Raw genomic sequence first — 21246 nt, 5'->3', positions numbered from 1 at the left:
ACGCGGTTTTCGGAAAACCCGATGCGCAGGTCAAAAAGTCCGAGCGCCGTCCGCTGAAAAGGGCGGTGTCTCGACCAAGCTTCCGTTCCGGCCCTGCCGATTGTGCTGTTGCGCAAATCCCTGCTTGCTGCACCTCTTCCAGCCGAGGAAAGCGTGTCGGCGGGCCGGAACGGCTCCACCAATTTTCATCAAGGGCCGCGTGTGGGCGGTAGTGTGACGGGAGGCCAAGGATGGCCGCTCTTTTGAATTCGGTACGGTCGTTTTTCACACCGCAGACATTTCATATCGATCAGGAAAATCCGGGCGATGTCGTCGCCCGTGAGAACCTGCTGGACCGCGCCATGGGCGCAGGCCGCCGCCGCAAGTCTTCCGAAAAGCTGCGCGCCGGCCGCGTTCCGGCCGAAGGCTTGGCGCTCGTCGCCCGCGATGAGGACGGCCATGTCATCGGCACGGTGCGCCTGTGGAACGTCGAGGCCGGCATCTCGCGCGAAGGCCGCGCCGTCGAAGCGCTGCTGCTCGGCCCGCTGGCCGTCGATGCCGCCCATGAGGGGAAAGGCATCGGCTCGGCGCTGATGCGCGCTGCCATTGCCGAGGCAACCAAGCGTGGACACGGCGCCGTTCTTCTGGTGGGCGATGCACCTTATTACGAGCGCTTCGGCTTTTTCGCCGACAAGGCCCAGCACCTCATCATGCCCGGCCCGTTCGAGCGCAGCCGTTTCCTGGCGCTGGAGCTGAAAGCCGGCTGGCTTGATGGCGTTGCCGGCCTGCTGGTGGCAAGCGGCCGCAGGCTCTCTGCCTGAGATAAGGCCCGATACTGATATCAACCCCCGGCCTAAAACCGGGGGTTTGTTTTTACGCTGTGATCCGAGCGTGCGGTCTTTCCCGTCGATAGTTTTCAGTCGCCTCTTGCGCATAGAAATTTACGGGTATATACCCGAGACAAATGCCAAATGATAGTTGCCACTGCATTCTGTTGCGCAAAGCATCCCGCAAGGTTTCGTCTTATTATGACGAGGCCCTGGCGCCGCTTGGCGTCAATATCGGTCAGTTCAGCCTGTTGCGGAATATCAATCGCACTGCGCCTGTCTCGCTGACCGATCTGGCCGCGCGGGTGGAACTGGATCGTTCCACAGTCGGCCGCAACGCCAAGGTGCTGGCTCGCATGGGTCTGGTGGCCATCGGTCACGGCGAGGATCAGCGGGAAGCGATGCTGACCGTGACGAGGGAAGGGCATGCGATCCTGAAAGCGGGCGCGCCGCTCTGGGATGGCGTGCAGGATGAAATCGAGGCCCGGCTTGGGCCTGAGAAGACAGCACAATTACAGGAACTGCTCGCAGCCCTGTGATTTTTGGGGACGTAAGCGGGTATCTGCCCACAATACAGGGTATATACCCGTAAACTATCGGCCGCAGCGGCTGGAAAGGGAAATTGAACATGCTCTCCACACGCCTTGCCAGCTGGATGGCCGGCAGAAATCTGCATTATGGCTGGCTCGTTGCTGCAACCACCTTCCTGACGATGTTGGCCACCGCCGGTGCGATGGGGTCCGCGGGGGTGATGATCCAGCCGCTGCATCAGGAATTCGGCTGGGATATCGCCGATATTTCCTCCGCAATGGCCGTCAGGCTGGTGCTTTTTGGTCTGCTCGGGCCTTTTGCCGCTGCCTTCATGAATCATTTCGGCGTCCGGCAGGTGGTGTCCACCGCGCTTGCCCTGATCATGGGCGGCATTGTCGCCTCTTTCTTCATGACTGAGGTATGGCAATTGCTGCTGCTCTGGGGCGTGGTGATCGGCGTCGGCACCGGTATGACCGCGCTGGTATTGGGCGCCACCGTGGCGACACGCTGGTTCTCCAAGCGTCGCGGCCTGGTGATCGGCCTCATGACGGCGAGCAACGCTACCGGCCAGCTGGTTTTCCTGCCGCTGCTGGCGGCGTTGACGGAAGCCTACGGCTGGCGAACCGCTTTGACCCTTTCCGTTGCGGTGATCGCAACCGCGATGGTCCTCGTGCTGCTTTTGATGCGTGACCATCCTGCCGATGTCGGCCTGCCGGCCTATGGCGAGACAGCGGTGGCAAAACCGGTCAAGCAGGATCACAATCTCCTCGCCACACTGGCATCGCCGCTGGTGACCTTGAAGAGCGTATCGGGCAACCCGGTGTTCTGGGTGCTTTTCGGCACTTTCTTTGTCTGCGGGCTTTCGACCAACGGTCTCATCCAGACCCACTGGATTTCGATCTGCGGCGATTTCGGCATGGCCGCGGTGACGGCGGCGGGTACGCTGGCGGTAATCGGTATTTTCGATTTCTTCGGCACCATCTTCGCCGGCTGGCTTTCCGACCGGTTCGATAATCGCTTCCTGCTGTTCTGGTTCTACGGTCTGCGTGGCCTGTCCCTGCTTTATCTCTCATTCTCGGGGTTCAGCTTCGTGGAGCTTTCGGTCTTCGCCGTCTTTTATGGGCTGGATTGGGTGGCGACCGTACCGCCGACGGTGAAACTTGCCGCCGAGAATTTCGGCCGTGAAAAGGCCGGTCTCGTTTTCGGCTGGGTGTTTGCCGGCCATCAGTTGGGAGCCGCCACCGCCGCCTTTGGCGCCGGGTTCTTCAAGAGCGATTTCGATACCTATATGCCCGCACTGCAGATTGCCGGTCTGATGTGCATGATCGCGGCCGTCTCGGTTCTGCTTCTGCGCAAGCCGGGCTCCGCAACCCTGACGCCCCAGGCCGCGTGATAGAGATGATGCACTGGAAGGAGGCCTGCAAATGCAGGCCTTTTTTGTATTTTTCCGGTATCTGCCGGGCGCGTTGTGCATCCGCTTTTCGATCGCTGGACGGCGCTTGTTGCGTAATTGTCACAATGTTTGCCGGTTGATCGTTCCGATCCATGATCGGCGTCCCGGTTTGATCCATCTCAATCGGCCTGCCTTCCCCTTCGTCATAGTGGTTCCGAAGCGGTTGCGGCGGGCGAAGATTCGCTAAAGCCCGCCGTCATCAGCCGGTTCCGGGGACTTGCCCGGCTGCGGTGCGCTATAGGAGAGATGGAATGACGAACAGAAACAAAAAAACCGCCTTGTTTGCCAGTGTCGCTGCTGGTGTTGCGGCCATGCTGGTATCCGCCAATGCCATGGCTGCCGATCTGGCCCAGGCAGCGCCGACCCCCACCGCCGAAGAGGCGATTGCGGCGGCAAGCCCGTGGATGCTGCGCGTGCGCGGCCTCGGCGTCATCACCCATGACAGCGGCAGCGTCGATGGCGTGCCGGGCGCGGGCCTGTCCTATTCGGACACCGTGATCCCGGAACTCGACATCAGCTATTTCTTCACCGAAAACTTTGCGGCCGAACTCATCCTCGGCACCACCTACGCCAAGATCAATGGCGAGGGCGTGCTCGCCGGCACGCCTGTCGGCAAGACGTGGTTGCTGCCGCCGACGCTGACGCTGCAATATCACTTCACCGATTTCGGCGCTTTCAAGCCCTATATCGGCGCGGGCGTGAACTATTCGCTGTTCTATAACCAGACGGAAAAGCCCGGTTTCAGCAATCTCGACGTCAAGAACAAGCTTGGTGCAGCCGTACAGGTCGGTTTCGATTATATGCTGGACGAGCATTGGGGCGTGAACTTCGACGTGAAGAAAATCTTCCTCAAGACCGACTGGACCGCCGAACTGGGTGGCACGCCGATCAGCGGCAAGGCCAAGCTCGATCCCTGGCTGATCGGCGCGGGTATCACCTATCGCTTCTGATCACGGGATCGGCTGAGCGCTGCCTTTGACGGGCGACGCTTTCTGAGTTATAGGGACGGCCACGGGCGTAAGAGCCCCGGCCGTCCGCAGGTGTTTACGCCCTTGGTGAAGCTCTTTCTTCAATAACGGTCATCCCATGTTTTGCATGTCGTCGATGGCAACGCGGACCCCCTTCGGAATAGTCGGCATGCGCATGTTGGAGAACCGTTATGAACGTGTCCAAACCGCTTCCCGCGCTTGAGGGGCTGAAAGAACAGGCAAAACGCCTGCGCGCCGCCCTTGAGGATCAGGGGCAAGCAATCACCCATTCGAAAGCGCTGGAACTCATCGCCGCGCAATATGGCTTCCGCGACTGGAACACCCTCCACGCATCGGCCGGCAACCGCCCCGCCTTCAACCCCTATCTTCTGGGGTCAAGGGTGGAAGGTTTTTACCTCGGCCAACCCTTCGTGGCTTCCGTTCTGGGTGTGCAGGCGCTCGGCGGCGATCCCGAACGCTACCGGCTGACCCTGCATCTCGATGATCCCGTGGATGTGGTGACTTTCGAAAGCTTTTCCGCTTTCCGGCAGCGCGTTCATTGCAATGTCGATACGTCCGGTCGCACCGTGGAGAAAACCTCCAATGGCCGGCCGCAAGTGGAACTCGTCTGGTAAGGAGCTGGCGGAGATTCTAGCGATAGTGCGAGCACCCGCCGACTGGCGGGTGTCCCTTTTCGTAGGCAAGTTTAGATTCTCTTCCCCGCCGCATCGAACAGGTGAAAATCCTTTGCCTGTGCGGCTATCTTCAGCGTTTCGCCGATGCGCAGTTGCGAGCGGCCGTGAACGCGGAAAACGATGGTGGTGCCGTCAGCGAAGGAGCCGTGCACGTAGCTTTCCGCGCCCACCAGCTCCACGGCGTCCACCTGCACGGTTCCGGTGAAGGCGGCATCTGCGGGGGCTTCATCGGCGAGAGTAATATCTTCGGGGCGGATGCCGAGCGTGGCGACGCCCTGCGGCAGTGCCGGGGTTCCCTGCACCGACCAGCCGGAAGAGCCGTTTGCCGATGTCGCGTCATGGTTCAGCAGGTTCATGGAAGGCGAGCCGATAAAGGTGGCGACGAAGGTGGTGGCCGGTTTTTCGTAGAGCTCAATCGGCGTGCCCATCTGCTCGATACGGCCGGCATTTAGCACCACCAGCCGGTCGGCCAGCGTCATCGCCTCCATCTGGTCATGGGTGACATAAACGCTTGTCGTGGCGAGCGAGCGTTGCAGGCGGCGGATTTCCACGCGCATCTGCACACGCAGCTTGGCATCGAGGTTGGACAGCGGCTCGTCGAATAGGAAGGCTGCCGGCTTGCGCACGATGGCGCGGCCCATGGCCACACGCTGGCGCTGGCCGCCGGAAAGCTGGCGCGGTTTGCGCTCCAGGAACTGTTCAATCTCTAGCGCCTTTGCCGCCTCGGTAATTCGCCGTTCGATCTCCTCCTTCGGCGTATTGCGGTTCTTCAGGCCATAGGCAAGGTTTTGGCGCACCGTCATATGCGGATAAAGCGCATAGTTCTGGAACACCATGGCGATATCGCGGTCGGAGGGCTCGAGATCGTTGACGACCCGGTCGCCGATGACGATCTGGCCGCCGGAAATACCTTCCAGACCGGCGATCATGCGCAGCAGGGTAGATTTTCCACAGCCGGAGGGGCCGACCAGGACGATCATTTCGCCGTCGGCGATGTCCATCGACACGCCCTTGATGGCCTCGACATTGCCGCCATAAACCTTGCGGACGTCTTTCAGCGCAATTTTTGCCATTACTTTTCGGTCTCCACCAAACCTTTGACGAACCAGCGCTGCATCAGCACCACAACGATAATCGGGGGGATGATGGCGAGGATCGCCGTCACCATCACATAATTCCAGGGCGTCGAAGCGTCGGTAAAATCCACCATGCGCTTGAGGCCGATGATGATCGTGTTCATCTTGGCGTCGTTGGTCACGAGCAGCGGCCAGAGATATTGGGTCCAGCCATAGATGAACAGGATCACGAACAGAGCGGCGATATTGGTTCTCGACAGCGGCAGCAGGATATCCCGCATGAAGCGGAACGGCCCTGCATTGTCGATACGCGCCGCCTCGACCAGCTCGCCGGGAATGGTCAGGAAGAACTGCCGGAACAGGAAGGTTGCCGTCGCAGATGCCATCAGCGGCAGCGTAAGCCCCGCATAGGTGTCGATCAGCCCAAGATCGACGATGACCTTGTAGGTCGGCAGGATACGCACTTCCACCGGCAGCATGAGCGTGATGAAGATCATCCAGAAAAAGCCCATGCGGAAGGGAAAGCGGAAAAACACGATGGCGAAGGCCGACAGGAACGAAATAACGATCTTGCCGATGGCGATGGCGAGCGCCACGACGAAGCTGTTGAACAACAGCCGTTCGAGGCTCACACCGACCACTCTTTCGACACCGCCAACCATGGCCTCGGCGTAATTGGCGCCAAGATGATCACCGGGCAGGAGCGACATGGGCGGGCGGATGATATCCGTCGACGTCATGGAGGAGGCGACGAAGGTGTAATAGATCGGGAAGGCCACGATGATGATGCCGAGTACCAGCATCAGATGGGCGACCACACGGGCGACCGGGCGATTTTCAATCATGGGAAATCCTCAGCCGTAATGCACGCGCTTCTCGACGAAGCGGAACTGGAAGGCAGTGAGCGCTATGACGATCACCATCAGGATCACGGATTGCGCGGCGGAAGAGCCGAGATTGAGGTTCACGAAGCCATCATTGTAGACTTTGTAGACCAGTGTTTCCGTCGCCTTGGCAGGGCCGCCACCGGTGACGGCATGGATGATGCCGAAGGTATCGAAGAAGGCGTAGACCGTGTTGACGACCAAAAGGAAGAAGGTGGTCGGTGCTAGCAGCGGGAAAACGATGGTCCAGAAGCGCCGCGAACCGCGCGCGCCATCAATGGAGGCCGCTTCCAGCAGTGATTTAGGAATTGCCTGCAAGCCTGCGACAAAAAACAGGAAATTGTAACTGATCTGCTTCCAGGCGGCAGCCGCGACGACGAGCAGCATGGCCTGGTCGCCGTTGAGCAGCGGGTCCCACATGATGCCGTTACGGCGCAGGATATAGGAGAAGGTGCCCATGGCCGGGTTGAACATGAAGAGCCACAACATGCCGGCAACCGCAGGAGCGACGGCATAGGGCATGATCATCATGGTGCGATAAAAGCCCTTGCCGCGCACAACGCGGTCGGCAGCCGTCGCCAGAAGCAGCGCCAGCCCCATGGAGACGAGCGCGGTCAGGATGCTGAAGATGATCGTGACCTGCAGCGAGTTCAGATAGTTTTCGTCTGAAAGCACGGCGGAAAAATTCGCCAGACCGACGAAATTGCTGTTCAGCCCGAAGGCGTCCTCGCGCATGGTCGATTGGTAAAGCGCCTGGCTTGCCGGCCAGAAGAAAAAGATCACCGTGAGGATGATCTGCGGCGCGACCAGCAGATAGGGCAGGATTTTGTTGGGGAATACGACGCTTTGCACGGCGATCTCCTGATGAGATGGGAATGCCGCCCGCACCCTGTTGAGGATGCGGGCGGGGCAGGGGATCGTTTAGTTGCCGGCGGCCTGCTTGATGGCGGCGTCACCGCGCTCCACGATCTTGTCGAGGGCGGCTTTCGCGTCCTGCTTGCCGGCCAGCATCGCCTCGAACTCTTCATTCATGATATCGCGCACCTGTGGCAGGTTCACGAGACGCACGCCCTTGGAGTTTTCTGTCGGCGGCTTACCCATCATCTGCAGCAGCGGCGTTTCACGGGCGGGGTTCTTGTCATAAAATCCGGATTTCTTGGTTTCCTCATAGGCCGCGATCGTCACCGGCATGTAACCGGAGACCTGATGCAGGCGCGCCTGAATCTTGGTCTGGGAGAGGAAGTGGAAGAACTCCGCCACGCCCTTATATTCGGCCTCGCTTTTGCCGCCGAAGACCCAGAGGCTGGCGCCACCGGGAATGGTGTTCTGCGGACCATGGCCCTCATAATAAGGAAGCTGGCCGATGCCGTAATTCATGCCGGTCTTGACGATATCGCCAAGGCCGCCGGAGGATTCGGTCAGGATGCCGCATTCGCCGGACATGAACAGCTGCTTGGCTTCTGAAGTGCGGCCGCCATAACGGAAAGTGCCGTCCTTCGCGAGGTCTGCAATCGCCTGGAAATGCTCGACGAAGAGCGGCGCGTTGACCGCAAGTTTCACATCCGTGCCACCAAGACCGTTTTCATTGCTGCCATAGGAGACGTTGTTCCAGGCAGCGAAGTTCTCGGTCTGGATCCAGGTGAGCCAGGTGGAGGTGAAACCGCATTGGGCGGCGCCGCTGGTCTTGATCTTCTTGGCGGCTTCGAAAACTTCCGGCCACGTCTTCGGCGGGTTGTCGGCGTCGAGGCCGGCTTTCTGGAAGATATCCTTGTTGTAATAGAGGATCGGCGAGGACGAATTGTAGGGGAAGGACAGCATGGTGCCGTCGGGCTTGGAATAATAGGCCACGATGCCGGCCAGATATTCATCCTTGTTGAAGGTGTATCCCCCTTCCTTCAGGACGTCCGCAACGGGCTTGATGGCGCCGGCGGCCCCCATCATCACGCCCGAACCGGCATCGAAGACCTGAATGATTGCCGGCGGCTGCTTGGCGCGGAACGCTGCAATCCCGGCATTCAGCGTTTCCGGGTAAGTACCCTTGAAGACCGGTGTGATCTTGTATTCTTTCTGGCTGTCGTTGAATTCTTTCGCAAGCGTATCCACGACCTCGTTATTCGCGCCGGTCATGGCGTGCCACCACTGAATCTCCGTCGCAGCGAAAGCATTCGATGTGACGAAAAACGAAAGCGCGGATGCCGCAGCAAGGCGGTAGCTGAGTTTTTTCAAGGTGATTCCTCCCGTTATGAAAACAGTAAAAGATACAGACCCTTATTGCAGTCGTTCCTCCGTGATCCGGCTGCGGGCGATCTTTTCTGCATTAGCGATCTGATTAAAAGCGAACTCTAATGAAAATGCAAGAGAACGTGGAACGATTAAAACGAAAGTGAAGGAAACGGTTTTATTATTCCATTTTCTTCGTTCCGTGGTTTTTTCATGCGCCTGCCCGTTGGCGACGCGCTGGCGCTGGTTTAGCGCGCGCCAGAAATCAAATAATCGCAATTGATATGTTATTACATTACGTACTATGGTGCGGCGAATTTTGGATGGTGAAGGTGCGGATATGTTCGGAATGAAGCGGAAGAATGCGGTCGGTCCCAGGGACGATTCGGCCGTCGCGCCACCTGCCCGCACAGTGCCGGTTACCCTGCTGACGGGTTTTCTGGGCGCAGGCAAGACGACGTTGCTGAATGCGCTTCTGACTGAGCCGGCCATGCGCGACGCCGCGGTCATCGTCAATGAATTCGGCGCAGTTCCCATTGATCACGGTCTGGTGCGGACTGGGTCTGAGCGATATTTCAGAACGACAACGGGCTGCATCTGCTGCACCGCCACCAGCGATATTCGCACTTCGCTTTACGAGCTGCATCAGGCCTTTCTGGAAGGGGTGATGCCGGAAGTATCGCGGGTCGTCATCGAAACCACCGGCCTTGCCGATCCCGCACCTATCATCAACAGCCTGATCGCTGGCGGAACGCCGGCGCTTGGCCTGCGCGATCACATCGTGGCGCGGCATTTTCATCTTTCCGGCGTGGTCACGGCTTTCGACGTTGTCTCCGGCCCTGCGATGCTCGACAGCTTTATCGAAGGCTGGAAACAGCTTGCCTTTGCCGATCATATCGTCCTGACGAAAACCGATCTTGTCGATGCTGCAGCCGTGGACCGCGAAAGCCTCGCCGATCTCAATCCTGCGGCCTCGTTTCATGACCGCAATGCGGTCGATTTCGATCTGATGTCGTTGTTTTCAGCCTCGGATTATTCGCTGCGCGGCAAGCCGGAGGATGCGCCGGGATGGCTTGCGGCCGACAGGCTGAGCCTTCATGCCGCCCACCAGCACGATATCAACCGCCATGGCGTCGGGGTCGAGGCTTTCGATCTTACCTTTGACGGCGCTTTTGATCCGCAAGCGATTGTCACTTTTCTGGAGCTCGTCACCAGCAATGTGCATTCCGGCCTGCTGCGACTCAAGGGAATTTTCGGCGCGACGGATGATCCGGAGCGGCCGGTTATCGCCCATGCGGTGCAGCATCGGCTTTATCCATTGACCCGCCTGGAGCGCTGGCCGGATGGCAATCGTGGCACGCGCATCGTGCTGATCGGCATGGAGATGCCGCAGCAGCCGATCCGCGCTCTCTTCGAGACATTGGCCGCGCAGGCGGGGCGAAAGGGCAGGGCATGAACAATCCGCTTGCGCGCAGCGGCTCCGCAATCGTCTCGCAGGCCCGTCTTGTGAAGCAATGGTCCCGCGATTTGCTGCATCTCCACCCCGAAGACATTATTACAGTCACCGAGCTTTCCTGCGCCCTGCCGGATTGCCCGCCGCGCGAAACGGTGATCGTCATTCTGTCGGCTTCCGGCACAAGCCGGCAACTATCCATCCACAAGGCGCTTCTCGCCGTGGATCATGACGATATCGTGCGCGCCATCGCCGCGAATTCGGCTTGAGAACCCGTTTTCAGGCTCAAGATGCGCTTGACCGCCGCCGCCCTCATCCGCCACTTCAGGGGCAGCGACGGGATTCGTCGAGGATGAAGGGCGGGCAATGGCCGATCTGGCGGTATATGCGGGTTTGTTCCTGACGGCGTTCATAGCAGCGACCATTCTACCCATGCAGTCGGAGGCCGCATTGGCCGGCCTCATCCTTCTGAAATCACAGCCCGTCTGGCTGCTGGTCGTCGTGGCCAGCGCCGGCAATGTCGCCGGCTCCTTTGCGAACTGGCTGCTCGGCCGCGGCATCGAGCGCTTTCGGCATGAACGCTGGTTTCCGGTCGGTGAGGCGGCGCTGGAGCGCGCCCAGAACTGGTATCGGCACTATGGCAAATGGTCCCTGCTGCTCAGCTGGGCGCCGCTGATCGGCGATCCGCTGACGGTTGCCGCCGGGATCATGAAGGAACCGCTGCCAGTGTTTCTGCTGCTTGTCACCGTCGCCAAGGTTGGGCGTTATCTCGTTCTGGCGCTGGTGACGCTGAATTTTCTGTAGTGTTTCGCAAGAAACGGGGCGGCCTGTTTCTTCTCCCCGGCGGGGAGAAGACGAAAGGCGCATACGCCCGGCTAAAATAAGGGCGAGGAACGATCAAGCCGCCTGCCGGTCCCAGCTTGCGAAAGGATCGGGCAGGTGCCGCCATGCATCCGGTGTGAATGCCTCGGTATCGATCAGGCAGGCGTCGAGCTGCGCGCGGATGCGTGCCTCGTTCATCGGATCGGAGCCGATGAAGACGATTTCCTGCCGGCGGTCACCGAAGACCGGATCGAGATAGGGCTTCATCATATCGAGGAACTGCTTCTCGCGCGGCCATTGCTCTTTCGGCACGGCGGACCACCACAGGCCCATCTTGCCGGTACGCACCAACGCACCGGCCTGGCTGATCTCGCCGACATAACGCGGACGCGTCGCCAGCCAGAAGAAGCCCTTGGCGCGCACCACGCCTGGCCAGGCGCGGTCGATGAAGCGCTGGAACAGCACAGGGTCGAAGGGTTTTTTGGCGCGGTAAACAAAGGAGCGGATGCCATATTCCTCGGTTTCGGGAATGTGGTCCTTGAAGCCGTGCAATTCCTTGAACCATAGGGGGTGTTCTTCCGCCCTGGCGAAATCGAAACGGCCGGTGCCCAGAACCTCCTTCAACGCCACCTTGCCGAAATCGGCCTCGATGAGTTTTGCATCCGGGTTCAGCCCGACGATGATCTTGCGGGCGGCGTCCCGCTCCTCCGGCGTCGCGGTGCCGATCTTGTTGAGGACGACGACATCGGCAAATTCGATCTGCTCCACCAGGAGATCGACGATGGTGCGGTTGTCGCCATCGCCTGCCGTTTCACCCCGGTCGGCCAGAAAATCGGACGAACCGTAATCGTTGAGAAGATTGGCGGCATCCACCACCGTCACCATGGTGTCGAGACGCGCAACATCGGAAAGGCTGCGGCCGTTTTCGTCGCGAAAATCGAAGGTCGCAGCGACCGGAAGCGGCTCGGCGATGCCGGTGGATTCGATCAGCAGGTAATCGAAACGACCCTGTTCGGCCAGCGCCCGCACCTCCTTCAGGAGGTCGTCGCGCAGCGTGCAACAGATGCAGCCATTGGTCATTTCCACCAATTGCTCCTCCGTGCGGGAGAGATTGGCGCCGCCATCGCGCACCAGCGCGGCGTCGATATTGATCTCGCTCATGTCATTGACGATCAACGCCACACGCAGACCATCGCGATTGGCGAGAATATGGTTGAGGAGCGTCGTCTTGCCGGCGCCCAGAAAGCCGGAAAGTACGGTGACGGGAAGTTTGTGCGACATAAGGACCTCGTTCTTTGGCAACGCTCGCGTGCACCTCATGGCGACCACGCGGACGATCTGAAAACGACGGGTTCGGTGCTACCCCGTCTTTGTGGTGTAACGTAATAACATTACACATCGTCCACCTGTCAACGGGCGACAGAAAAAAAGTGCCCCGCTATGCGGGGGCTGTGACTTATGCGAAGCGCAACGCATCTTTCCGATAGTTAATGTTATTTCATTACGTATTCGTTTGACGAATGTAATAACATTACATATCAAGGGCCATCGAATGACATCCTGCCTTGGAGGGATCGATGAGCGATCCGTGCCTCACCTTCAAAAACCTGACGCTTGGATATGCCGGCCGCGCGGCCGTGCATCATCTGAATGGCGATATCGCCAAAGGCTCGCTCACTGCGGTGGTCGGCGCCAATGGCTCTGGAAAATCGACGCTGATGAAAGGCATTGCCGGCATTTTGAAACCGCTCGGCGGGGAATGCCGGTTAAGCCCAAATCTGTCCGTCGCTTATCTGCCGCAGCAATCGGAACTCGACCGCTCCTTTCCGGCGCAGGTGCGGGACCTGGTGGCGCTTGGTCTCTGGCCGAAACGCGGCCTTTTTGGCCGCCACCGTTCCGAAGACCGGGCGGCGATGGGCCGCGTGATGGAGGCGGTTGGGCTTTCCGGTTTTGAAAAGCGAAATATAGACTCACTGTCCGGTGGCCAGATGCAGCGTGCCTTGTTTGCGCGCGCGATGTTGCAGGATGCGCAGCTGATCCTGCTCGACGAACCCTTCAACGCCGTCGATGAGAAGACTGTTGCCGACCTTATGGTCCTGATCAAGTCATGGGTGGCCGAGGGGCGCACGGTGCTGGCGGTCCTTCATGACTTCCAGCTCGTGCGGCAGCATTTTCCAGAGACCCTGTTCCTCGCCCGAAAGCTCGTCGGGCTGGGTCCTACGGCCGAGGTGTTGAAGTCCGAGAACATCCGGCAGGCGCGGCATTTTCACGAGGCGTGGGAGGAAAATGCGCCCTGGTGCGATCCGGCCGAAGCACCTTCGCTGCAGATCGTCGGGGCAAGTCCGCACGCGGCCACCGCCCGTTCCCATTCCGATGACCACTCACACGCGAATTCGAGTGCCCATGGCTGATATCTTCATCCAACCCTTCGTCCAATATGTCTTCATGCAGCGGGCGCTCGCCGGTGCGCTGATCCTTGCCATCAGCTGCGGCCCGGTCGGGGTGTTTCTGATGCTGCGCCGCATGAGCCTGACGGGCGACGCCATGTCTCACGCCATCCTGCCGGGGGCGGCGGTCGGGTTTCTGTTCTACGGGCTGGAAATCCTGCCCATGACCATCGGCGGGCTGGCTGTCGGCCTTCTGGTCGCGCTCGGCGCCGGCGCGGTGTCACGCTTCACCATCCAGAAGGAAGACGCTTCCCTTGCCGCCCTTTATCTCATCTCGCTTGCGCTCGGCGTGCTGCTCGTCTCATGGCGCGGTTCCAGCGTCGATCTCATGCATGTGCTGTTCGGCACGGTGCTGGCGCTGAACAATGAGGCGCTCGGCCTGATCGGCAGCATCTGCATCGTAACGTTGGTGGTGATGATCACCTTCTGGCGGGCGCTGCTGGCGGAATGTCTCGATCCCCTGTTTCTGCGCTCGGTCAGCAACTGGGGCAGCCCGGTGCATTTCCTCTTCCTTGCCATCGTTGTGCTCAATCTCGTCGGCGGCTTTCAGGCGCTGGGAACGCTGCTCTCGGTCGGGCTGATGATGCTGCCCGCCGCCGCCAGCCGCTTCTGGTCGAACCGTGTCGCACCAATGTGCTTCATTTCCATCGGCATCGGCATGGTGTCCTGCTTTGCGGGCCTGCTCCTTTCCTATCACGCATCGCTGCCGTCCGGCCCGGCGATCATCCTTTCCGCGGGCGTCATTTACGCCCTCTCCATCCTCGTCGGCACGCGCGGCGTGCTCAGCGATCTTCTCGGTTCCGGCCGTCACAGGACGGCCTGAAAACAGCGTTCGAAAAAGGAGAACCTTCATGTTCAAAACCCTCCGTCTCGCCACTGGCGTCAGCCTTCTTTCCCTCTCCCCGGTCCTGATGGCGCAGGCGTCCGCCGCCGAACTCAAGGTCGTGGCGAGCTTCTCGATCATCGCCGATTTTGCTAAAAACGTCGGCGGTGACCGCGTGGAGATCACCACGTTGGTGGGGCCGGATGGTGACGCCCACGTTTATGAACCCCGCCCGGCCGATGCCGTCGCCGTCAGCAAGGCGGATGTGGTGCTGGTCAACGGTCTGGAATTTGAAGGCTTCCTGAAGCGGCTGATCGACACCAGCGGCACCAAGGCGCCGGTGGTGGAACTGACCAAGGGTGTGGAGCCGCTCAAGCTTTCTGAAGAGCCGGCTGGTCACGCCCATCCGGAAGCCGAGGAAGAGGATGGCCACGACCATAAGGCCGAAGAAGCAGGCCACAGCCATGAGACCGCCGAGGCCCATGATCACGACCACGGCCATGAGGGGCATCACCATCACGGCGAATACGATCCACATGCCTGGCAATCGATCAAGAACGCGGAAATCTACGTGAAGAACATTGCCGGCGCATTTTGCGAAGTCGACAAGGCCGGTTGCGCCACCTACACCGCCAATTCGGACGCCTATATCGCCAAGCTTGCCGCGCTGAACGAGAAGGTGAAGACCGAGATCGCCGCCATCCCGCCGGAAAAACGCGTCATCATTACTTCGCATGACGCCTTCGGTTATTTCGAGCATGCCTATGGTCTGAATTTCCTTGCGCCCGAAGGCGTATCAACAGAATCAGAAGCCTCGGCCGCCGATGTCGCCAAGCTCGTTGACCAGGTAAAACATGACAAGGCCTCGGCGATCTTCGTCGAGAACATTACCGACAAGCGGCTGATCGACCAGATCGCCAGCGAAACCGGTCTCAAGGTTGGTGGCAGGCTCTACTCCGACGCGCTTTCGACTGCCGATGGCCCGGCTTCGACCTATATCGACATGATCAATCACAATATGCAGACGATCACGGCGGCGGTTCTCGGCCAGTAAGTTCAGCTCTTTCGTTGTGGATTCGGGGAGGGCGGCTTGCGCCGCCCTTTCTGCTTTTCTGCCCGCGCTTTTTGGCTGCCTGCGAGGGGGAAACGCTATTGGCACCGAAGAAACCTTCTCAAATGGCGTGTTGCTTTAGTGGTTTCCGATTGGGTACTACACAACCTGTCATGTCCGATGCGCTTCACATTTTCACCGACGGCTCCTTCGATGATGCCTCCCGTTCCGGAGGATGGGCGTTCGTCGTTTATGAAACAGCCGACCAAATCCATTCGGCCTCGGGCAAGGCGGCCGGCACATCCAACAATACGTTCGAGGTCCTCGCCGTCCTGAATGCCATGTTGTGGATCGCCGCTGAGGCGCCAACGCGGGCAGTCACGCTCTGGACGGATGCAGTTCATGTCATTGAGGGCTGTCGGCGGTATCGAGCGATCTGGCGCAACAATGGCTGGACGCGCATCACGCCCAACCAGCGTAGCCGCCGAAGACCGATCCCTGACAGGGAAATCTGGCAGCAGCTCGACACGTTGCTCGAGCAGCATCCCCATGTGGCCGTAGAATGGTGCAAGGGGCATTCCGGCACTGTCGGCAATGAGCATGCCGACGCATTGGCGCGTCAGGTGGCTCGCGTGAAGACGGCTTAATCGGCGGCTCTCAGTCGTCGTGATGCGGCATAATCGATTCCCTTCAAGCCCGCACTCTGACTTTTCGATATCGAGGGATCGCGCAGTTACTTTTTTGCTGCACCAATAACCCAAGAGACACATTGGGCATTTCATTATTTCTATTTTTTCAGCAGCATACGAGATTTTGCTGAGAGGAGCGTACAGCGTCCCTTGCCCGTTGACATTCCTTTTACCTTTTGAAATGGTAAGATGTCAGACCAATTTAGGGGATACGTTTTGGACAGGTCCAGCCGGGAACTCATGCAGCCGATTCCGCCGAGCGACCGTGTGCGCCAGGTCGAGGCTGCGCTTTCCGACTATGTGGAGCGGGCTGGACTGAAGGCGGGAGATCGGCTGCCGGCGGAGCGGGAACTTATGGCGGCGCTGGGCGTGGGGCGGTCCACCATCCGCGAAGTCATCCGCAAGTTTCAGGCGCTCGGTGTGATCGACAGCCGAAAGGGCAGCGGGAACTACCTCCTGAAACCGATTTCCGCCGCCACCGTGCATATGCCGATCTCCATCGATGCCGAAAGCCTGCGCGACGCGCTGCTGATGACGCTGGAAGTACGACGCGGCATCGAAGTGGAGGCCTCCATGGCCGCCGCTCGTCGCCGCACGGCAGACGATATCGCCACCATGGAAGCGCGGCTCGATGAGATGGAGCGGGTGCATCTGGCCGAAGGCACCTCCGGTAAAGCCGACCTTGCCTTCCATCTGTCGATCTACGACGCCACCCACAATACGCTGTTCAAGCAGCTTCTGGAGCAGATGCGCGAAGGTTTCGAACGTTTCTGGTCGAAACCGTTCGACCGCCCGGATTTCGCCGGTCGCTCCTTTCCCTTTCACCGCACCCTGTTCAACGCGATCGCTGCGGGCGATGCGGAGACTGCCCGTGAAGAAACACTGAAAATCCTCGCCGTCGTCGAGGAGGATATCAAGGACATGTCGAAATGAACCATGGCAACGATCTGTTCGATCCCGCCTCTTTGATCGTCGCCCATGACGAAGCCCACGCCTTCGACGCCGTGGTGCCGCCCATCGTGCAGACCTCGCTTTTCACCTTTTCCAGCTATGACGAGATGGTCTCCACCTATCGCGGCGAAAAGGTGCGGCCGGTCTATACGCGCGGGCTCAATCCCACCGTGCGGCTGTTCGAGGAAATGCTGGCGAAGCTCGAAAGGGCGGAAGATGCGCTCGGTTTTGCGAGCGGCATGTCTGCCATTTCCTCCACCGTGCTTTCCTTCGTTTCGCCCGGCGACCGCATCGTCGCGGTGCGCCATGTCTATCCCGATGCCTTCCGCCTGTTCGGCACCTTCATGCAGCGCATGAATATCGAGGTGACCTACGTTGATGGTCGCGATGAGGCGGCGGTTGAAAAGGCGATGCCAGGCGCCAAGCTGTTCTACATGGAAAGCCCGACAAGCTGGGTGATGGAAGCCCATGATGTCGGTGCGCTCGCTGCCATAGGCAAGCGTCATGGCGCGGTCACCGTCATCGACAATTCCTGGGCAAGCCCCGTTTTCCAGCAGCCGATTTCGCTTGGCGTCGATTTGGTCGTGCATTCGGCCTCGAAATATCTCGGCGGCCATAGCGATGTGGTGTCCGGCGTGGTTGCCGGTTCGAAGGCGATGATCGACCGCATCCGGGCGGAAACCTATCCCTATCTCGGCGGCAAGATGTCCCCCTTCGATGCATGGTTGCTCATTCGCGGACTTCGCACCCTGCCGCTGCGCATGAAGGCGCATCAGGCCTCGGCTTTGGATATCGCTAGCCGCCTGCAGGCGCTGGATGTGGTGGAGAAGGTCTGCCATCCCGGGCTGGCGAACCGCCTGCCGCCCGGCCTTAACGGCACGTCGGGCCTGTTTTCCTTCATTTTCAAGGAAGGGGTTGATGTGCGCGCTTTTGCCGACCGGCTCAAGCTTTTCAAATTGGGTGTTTCCTGGGGCGGGCATGAAAGCCTGATCGTTCCGGGCGAAGTGGTGCTCGAACAGAAGGCGCAACCAAACTCCGCCCACACCTTCGGCATCAGCGCACGCTCCGTGCGCCTGCATGTTGGGCTGGAGGGCACGGAAGCGCTCTGGGACGATCTCGAACCCGCGATCAAGGCGGCCTCCGCCGCCTGACGTTTTTTAAACTGACCACAAAAAGGGGAGAACGACATGAAAAAACTGGTAGCAGCAGCAATCTTCACCGCCCTGATGACCGGAACGGCGCTGGCGGACACGACCTTGAAACTGGTGGAAGTCATCACCAGCCCGGAACGCACCGAAACGCTGAAGGGCATCGTCTCGAAATTCGAAGCGGCCAATCCCGGCACCAAGGTAGAGATCATCTCGCTGCCGTGGAGCGAGGCCTTCCAGAAATTCGCCACCATGGTTTCCGCGGGCGATATTCCCGATGTGATGGAAATGCCTGATACCTGGTTGTCGCTTTATGCCAATAACGGCATGCTGGAGAGCCTTGAGCCCTACCTCGCCAAGTGGGAACACACGGCGGGCTTGAGCGAGCGCACGCTCGAACTCGGCCGCGATGTGAAGAATACCGCCTATATGCTGCCCTACGGCTTTTATCTGCGCGCCATGTTCTACAACAAGAAGCTGCTGGCCGAAGCCGGCGTGAAGGAGCCGCCGAAGACGCTCGACGAATTCGCCGACGCCTCGAAGAAAGTGGCAGCCCTTCCCGGTAAATATGGCTATTGCCTGCGCGGCGGCCCTGGCGGCCTTAACGGCTGGGTCATGTTCGGCGCGTCCATGGCTGGCTCGAACGAGTTCTTCACCAAGGACGGCACTTCCACATTCGATAGCCCCGGCTGGGTGAAGGGCCTGACCTATGTGATCGATCTTTACAAGAACGGCCTGGCGCCGAAGGACAGCGTCAACTGGGGCTTTAACGAGATCGTCGCCGGTTTTTATTCCGGCACCTGCGCCTTCCTCGATCAGGATCCGGATGCGCTGATCGCCATTGCCCAGCGCATGAAGCCGGAAGATTTCGGCGTCATGACCATGCCGAAGGGACCCGATGGCAAGACCTTCCCGACTATTGGTTTCGCCGGCTGGTCGATGATGGCGAAGTCTGAAAACAAGGACCTTTCCTGGAAGCTGATCGAGACGCTTGAGGGACCGGAAGGCAATATCGAGTGGAACAAGAAGACGGGCGCGCTGCCGGTGCACAAGTCGGCGGAGAAGGACCCCTTCTATGCCAGCGAGCAGTTCAAGGGCTGGTTCGACGAACTGGCGGACAAGAACGCCGTGCCGACGACGATGCCGACCTATCTTGAGGAATTCGCCTTCTTCAAGGACTCGCTCGTGATCAAGACCTCTCAGGAAGCGCTGCTCGGCGACATCACGCCGGAAGACCTCGCCAAGCAATGGGCGGATTACATGACGAAGGCGCAGCAGAAGTTCCTCGCCTCGAAGTAACGACACGCACCAGCCGTGCGGGCGCAAATGCCCGTGCGGCGGGTCTTGCCGACCTTCGCTGCGACAGGCTTTTTCTTGCAATTTTTCGGATCGGTGAGCCGAGAGGCTGGAAAACCCGTCCGTTCCGTCGTCCGATCAGGGAGCGATACAATGTCCTATGCCCATGGCGCCGGGCCGGTGGCTGCGCGCAAACCGGCTGGCAAGCCCGCAATGCGGCGGTTTGCTGATTGGGCCGAACCATGGCTCTACAGCGCGCCCGTTCTGGTGCTCATCGTCGCCGTCATGCTGGTGCCGCTGGTGCTCGGCCTCTCCTATGCGTTTCGCGACGTGCAGCTGCTCAACCCGTTCTCCGGCGGTTTCGTTGGCCTGAAACATCTGGAGGCTCTGTCGCAGGATGCGGCCTTTTACCGGGCGCTGAAAAACACGCTCTGGTGGACAGGCGCTTCGGTTTTCCTGCAATTCTTCTTCGGCCTCATTCTGGCACTGCTGCTGGATAAGCCTTTCGCAGGCAGGGGGCTCGCTCAGGCGCTGGTGTTTCTGCCATGGGCCGTGCCGACCTTTCTCGCCGGTCTCAACTGGGCATGGCTGTTCAACCCGGTCATCGGGCCGCTGCCGCACTGGATGGTGTCGCTCGGGCTTTTATCCGCACCTAACAATATTCTCGCCGATCCGCATCTCGCCATGTGGGGGCCGATCATTGCCAATGTCTGGTGGGGCATTCCCTTCTTCGCCATCACTTTGCTTGCCGCATTGCAGGCGATTCCGCGCGATCTCTACGAGGCTGCGGAAATCGACGGGGCGAATCCGCTTCAGCGTTTCACCTCGATCACCCTGCCGTTTCTCGCCCCCACCATCGCCATCACCATCCTGCTGCGCACCGTCTGGATTGCCAATTTCGCCGATCTCATCATCGTCATGACCAATGGCGGACCGGCCGACCGCACGCAGATCGTCGCCAGCTACATCTTCACCCAGGCCTTTAGGCGTCTGGATTTCGGTTATGCCTCGGCCATTGCGCTGGTGCTGCTGGTGTTGCTGCTTGCCTATTCCATGGTGATCGTGCTGCTGCGCCAGCGCCTGATCGAGAAGGATTGACCGATGACATCAAGGATATTTCTCACCCTTGCCCATCGTCTGGCGATCCTCGCCTATATCGCTTTTGCGCTGTTCCCGCTGTTCTGGCTGCTTAAGGTCTCCGTCACACCGAATGACCTGCTCTACAGCGAAGGTGTGCGAATGTGGCCGTCGCGGGCGACATGGGACCATTATCGTTTCGTCATAGAAAACAGCGCCTTCCCGACATTTTTTAAGAACAGCGTCATCGTCGCTGGCTCCACGGCGCTTGCCGTAACGGTACTCTCGTCACTTTCGGGTTACGCGTTGTCACGCTTCCGTTTCAAGGGCAAATACTGGATCGTCGCCCTGATGCTGATCACCCAGATGTTCCCGCTGGTGATGCTGGTCGCGCCGATCTTCAAGATGCTGTCGCCGCTCGGCCTCACCAACAGCCTGACGGGTCTCGTCATCGTCTACACCGCCTTCAACGTGCCTTTCGCCACCTTCCTCATGCAGTCTTTTTTCGACGGCATTCCAAAGGATCTGGAAGAGGCCGCAATGATCGACGGGGCGAGCCGGTTTACGGCCTTCCGCCAGATCATTCTGCCGCTGACGCTGCCGGGCATTGCCGCAACGCTCGGCTTCGTCTTCACCGCCGCATGGAGCGAGCTGCTGTTTGCGCTGATGCTGATTTCCGGCAACCAGAGCGCCACTTTCCCGGTTGGCCTTCTGACCTTCGTGTCTAAATTCTCCGTCGATTTCGGGCAGATGATGGCGGCGGGCGTTCTGGCGCTCATTCCGGCCTGCCTCTTCTTCCTGCTTATTCAACGTTATCTCGTGCAGGGCCTGACGGCCGGCGCGGTGAAAGGATAAT

24 protein-coding genes are annotated in these 21246 nt (G+C 59.7%); 18 read left to right on the top strand and 6 right to left on the bottom strand.

Features of this window, described 5'->3' with window-relative positions; genetic code table 11:
• Window positions 1-230 precede the first annotated feature (230 nt).
• The 6 genes from PL597_RS07435 to PL597_RS07410 all read left to right on the top strand — a co-directional run bounded on the left by PL597_RS07435 (window position 231) and on the right by PL597_RS07410 (window position 4393).
• On the top strand, window positions 231-800 hold the full coding sequence (locus PL597_RS07435; protein WP_173990614.1) for a GNAT family N-acetyltransferase: 570 nt from the start codon (window positions 231-233) through the stop codon (window positions 798-800).
• A gap of 143 nt (window positions 801-943) precedes the next feature.
• On the top strand, window positions 944-1345 hold the full coding sequence (locus tag PL597_RS07430; RefSeq protein WP_173990613.1) for a MarR family winged helix-turn-helix transcriptional regulator: 402 nt from the start codon (window positions 944-946) through the stop codon (window positions 1343-1345).
• A gap of 89 nt (window positions 1346-1434) precedes the next feature.
• On the top strand, window positions 1435-2730 hold the full coding sequence (locus PL597_RS07425) for an MFS transporter (protein WP_149147541.1): 1296 nt from the start codon (window positions 1435-1437) through the stop codon (window positions 2728-2730).
• 31 nt (window positions 2731-2761) lie between these two features.
• A complete protein-coding gene (locus PL597_RS07420; protein WP_131829426.1) occupies window positions 2762-2977 on the top strand; it encodes a hypothetical protein in 216 nt (71 codons plus the stop codon).
• A 64-nt stretch (window positions 2978-3041) separates the two neighbouring features.
• Window positions 3042-3740, top strand: coding sequence for an OmpW/AlkL family protein (locus PL597_RS07415; protein ID WP_077984242.1), 699 nt, complete (start codon window positions 3042-3044; stop codon window positions 3738-3740).
• Window positions 3741-3949: 209 nt separating this feature from the next.
• Window positions 3950-4393 (top strand): glyoxalase superfamily protein, encoded by a 444-nt coding sequence (locus PL597_RS07410; protein ID WP_077984241.1) that lies wholly within the window; start codon window positions 3950-3952, stop codon window positions 4391-4393.
• Between the two features lie 71 nt (window positions 4394-4464).
• On the opposite strand, the gene PL597_RS07405 is transcribed toward PL597_RS07410, so the two are convergent.
• From PL597_RS07405 to PL597_RS07385, 5 genes are all read right to left on the bottom strand, one after another.
• Window positions 4465-5526, bottom strand: coding sequence for a sn-glycerol-3-phosphate import ATP-binding protein UgpC (locus PL597_RS07405; RefSeq protein WP_269824098.1), 1062 nt, complete (start codon window positions 5524-5526; stop codon window positions 4465-4467).
• The gene (gene ugpE, locus PL597_RS07400) at window positions 5526-6374 is read right to left on the bottom strand and encodes a sn-glycerol-3-phosphate ABC transporter permease UgpE (protein WP_077984239.1); all 849 of its coding nucleotides are present in this window, start codon (window positions 6372-6374) and stop codon (window positions 5526-5528) included. Before ugpE ends, PL597_RS07405 begins: the two co-directional genes overlap by 1 nt.
• Window positions 6375-6383: 9 nt before the next feature.
• A complete protein-coding gene (gene ugpA / locus PL597_RS07395) occupies window positions 6384-7265 on the bottom strand; it encodes a sn-glycerol-3-phosphate ABC transporter permease UgpA (RefSeq protein WP_271364866.1) in 882 nt (293 codons plus the stop codon).
• A 69-nt stretch (window positions 7266-7334) separates the two neighbouring features.
• On the bottom strand, window positions 7335-8645 hold the full coding sequence (gene ugpB, locus PL597_RS07390; protein WP_271364916.1) for a sn-glycerol-3-phosphate ABC transporter substrate-binding protein UgpB: 1311 nt from the start codon (window positions 8643-8645) through the stop codon (window positions 7335-7337).
• A 36-nt stretch (window positions 8646-8681) separates the two neighbouring features.
• Window positions 8682-8912, bottom strand: a complete 231-nt coding sequence (locus PL597_RS07385; RefSeq protein WP_271364865.1) for a hypothetical protein — start codon at window positions 8910-8912, stop codon at window positions 8682-8684.
• A gap of 61 nt (window positions 8913-8973) precedes the next feature.
• On the opposite strand from PL597_RS07385, the gene PL597_RS07380 reads away from it, so the two are divergent.
• The 3 genes from PL597_RS07380 to PL597_RS07370 all read left to right on the top strand — a co-directional run bounded on the left by PL597_RS07380 (window position 8974) and on the right by PL597_RS07370 (window position 10890).
• Window positions 8974-10089, top strand: a complete 1116-nt coding sequence (locus PL597_RS07380; RefSeq protein WP_271364864.1) for a CobW family GTP-binding protein — start codon at window positions 8974-8976, stop codon at window positions 10087-10089.
• Complete coding sequence (locus PL597_RS07375; RefSeq protein ID WP_077984236.1) at window positions 10086-10355, top strand: hypothetical protein; 270 nt, start codon at window positions 10086-10088, stop codon at window positions 10353-10355. Before PL597_RS07380 ends, PL597_RS07375 begins: the two co-directional genes overlap by 4 nt.
• A 97-nt stretch (window positions 10356-10452) precedes the next feature.
• Window positions 10453-10890, top strand: a complete 438-nt coding sequence (locus PL597_RS07370; protein ID WP_269824095.1) for a YqaA family protein — start codon at window positions 10453-10455, stop codon at window positions 10888-10890.
• Between the two features lie 93 nt (window positions 10891-10983).
• Here the strand turns inward: PL597_RS07370 and zigA are convergent, their stop codons facing one another.
• A complete protein-coding gene (gene zigA, locus PL597_RS07365; RefSeq protein WP_137411714.1) occupies window positions 10984-12189 on the bottom strand; it encodes a zinc metallochaperone GTPase ZigA in 1206 nt (401 codons plus the stop codon).
• 296 nt (window positions 12190-12485) lie between these two features.
• Between zigA and aztA the strand changes: the two genes are divergently transcribed.
• From aztA to PL597_RS07320, 9 genes are all read left to right on the top strand, one after another.
• Window positions 12486-13319, top strand: a complete 834-nt coding sequence (aztA, locus tag PL597_RS07360; RefSeq protein WP_269824094.1) for a zinc ABC transporter ATP-binding protein AztA — start codon at window positions 12486-12488, stop codon at window positions 13317-13319.
• The gene (gene aztB, locus PL597_RS07355) at window positions 13312-14178 is read left to right on the top strand and encodes a zinc ABC transporter permease AztB (protein ID WP_077984362.1); all 867 of its coding nucleotides are present in this window, start codon (window positions 13312-13314) and stop codon (window positions 14176-14178) included. The genes aztA and aztB overlap by 8 nt, the downstream gene beginning before the upstream one ends.
• A gap of 28 nt (window positions 14179-14206) precedes the next feature.
• Window positions 14207-15232 carry a zinc ABC transporter substrate-binding protein AztC gene (gene aztC, locus PL597_RS07350; protein WP_271364863.1) on the top strand — a complete coding sequence of 342 codons (1026 nt, stop codon included), beginning with the start codon at window positions 14207-14209 and terminating at the stop codon, window positions 15230-15232.
• 170 nt (window positions 15233-15402) lie between these two features.
• Entirely contained in the window at window positions 15403-15876 is a 474-nt protein-coding gene (locus PL597_RS07345; protein ID WP_077984231.1) for a ribonuclease H family protein, read from the top strand.
• Window positions 15877-16158: 282 nt separating this feature from the next.
• The gene (locus tag PL597_RS07340; protein WP_048902873.1) at window positions 16159-16851 is read left to right on the top strand and encodes a FadR/GntR family transcriptional regulator; all 693 of its coding nucleotides are present in this window, start codon (window positions 16159-16161) and stop codon (window positions 16849-16851) included.
• Window positions 16848-18020, top strand: a complete 1173-nt coding sequence (locus PL597_RS07335) for a PLP-dependent transferase (RefSeq protein WP_271364862.1) — start codon at window positions 16848-16850, stop codon at window positions 18018-18020. Before PL597_RS07340 ends, PL597_RS07335 begins: the two co-directional genes overlap by 4 nt.
• 36 nt (window positions 18021-18056) lie before the next feature.
• Window positions 18057-19316, top strand: a complete 1260-nt coding sequence (locus PL597_RS07330; RefSeq protein WP_271364861.1) for an ABC transporter substrate-binding protein — start codon at window positions 18057-18059, stop codon at window positions 19314-19316.
• A gap of 150 nt (window positions 19317-19466) precedes the next feature.
• The gene (locus tag PL597_RS07325) at window positions 19467-20411 is read left to right on the top strand and encodes a carbohydrate ABC transporter permease (protein ID WP_269824091.1); all 945 of its coding nucleotides are present in this window, start codon (window positions 19467-19469) and stop codon (window positions 20409-20411) included.
• Window positions 20412-20414: 3 nt separating this feature from the next.
• Entirely contained in the window at window positions 20415-21245 is an 831-nt protein-coding gene (locus tag PL597_RS07320) for a carbohydrate ABC transporter permease (RefSeq protein WP_003499970.1), read from the top strand.
• Window position 21246 lies beyond the last annotated feature (1 nt).

It is taken from the genome of Agrobacterium sp. ST15.13.013, from assembly GCF_027956525.1.
Classification (GTDB): domain Bacteria; phylum Pseudomonadota; class Alphaproteobacteria; order Rhizobiales; family Rhizobiaceae; genus Agrobacterium; species Agrobacterium salinitolerans.
This window is presented reverse-complemented; position numbering and strand designations above follow the sequence as displayed.